Origin of the sequence: Paraburkholderia sp. SIMBA_053 (assembly GCF_046534895.1) — a bacterium.
In the GTDB taxonomy this organism is placed as follows: Bacteria; Pseudomonadota; Gammaproteobacteria; order Burkholderiales; family Burkholderiaceae; genus Paraburkholderia; species Paraburkholderia caledonica.
In genome coordinates this window covers 1-297 of record NZ_JAWRXU010000419.1, presented here as the reverse complement: position 1 = coordinate 297, position 297 = coordinate 1, and the positions used below count along the sequence as shown (strand labels likewise).

The 297-nt window shown below is 59.9% G+C and carries 1 protein-coding gene; it reads right to left on the bottom strand.

The window, feature by feature from the left end:
• Nucleotides 1-217 (bottom strand): type III secretion system export apparatus subunit SctS (sctS, locus tag SB753_RS36240; protein WP_410804933.1); only part of this gene is annotated, 217 nt, incomplete at its 3' end.
• Between the last annotated feature and the right edge of the window lie 80 nt (nt 218-297).

Below are 297 nucleotides of genomic sequence, written 5' to 3'. Positions count from 1 at the left end.
GCGCCGCCGCCGAAAACGGCGCGGCGATCACGATCGCGACCGTCACCGCAATCAGCTTCACGCCGTGCGAAAGCGTCTGATCCTGCATCGACGTGATCGCCTGCAGGAACGACACGCCGAGTCCCACCAGCGCGGCGACGATCACGATAGGCAGCGAGATATACATGCAGAGCAGCATGCCCTGAGTGGTGAAGCGAACGAGCGTGTCGATGTCCATGAGTCGATGTCCATGAGTCGATGTTCCCGATCTTTGCGTGCTAACGATACGTCATCACAAGGCCGTGAATCAGCGTCGAC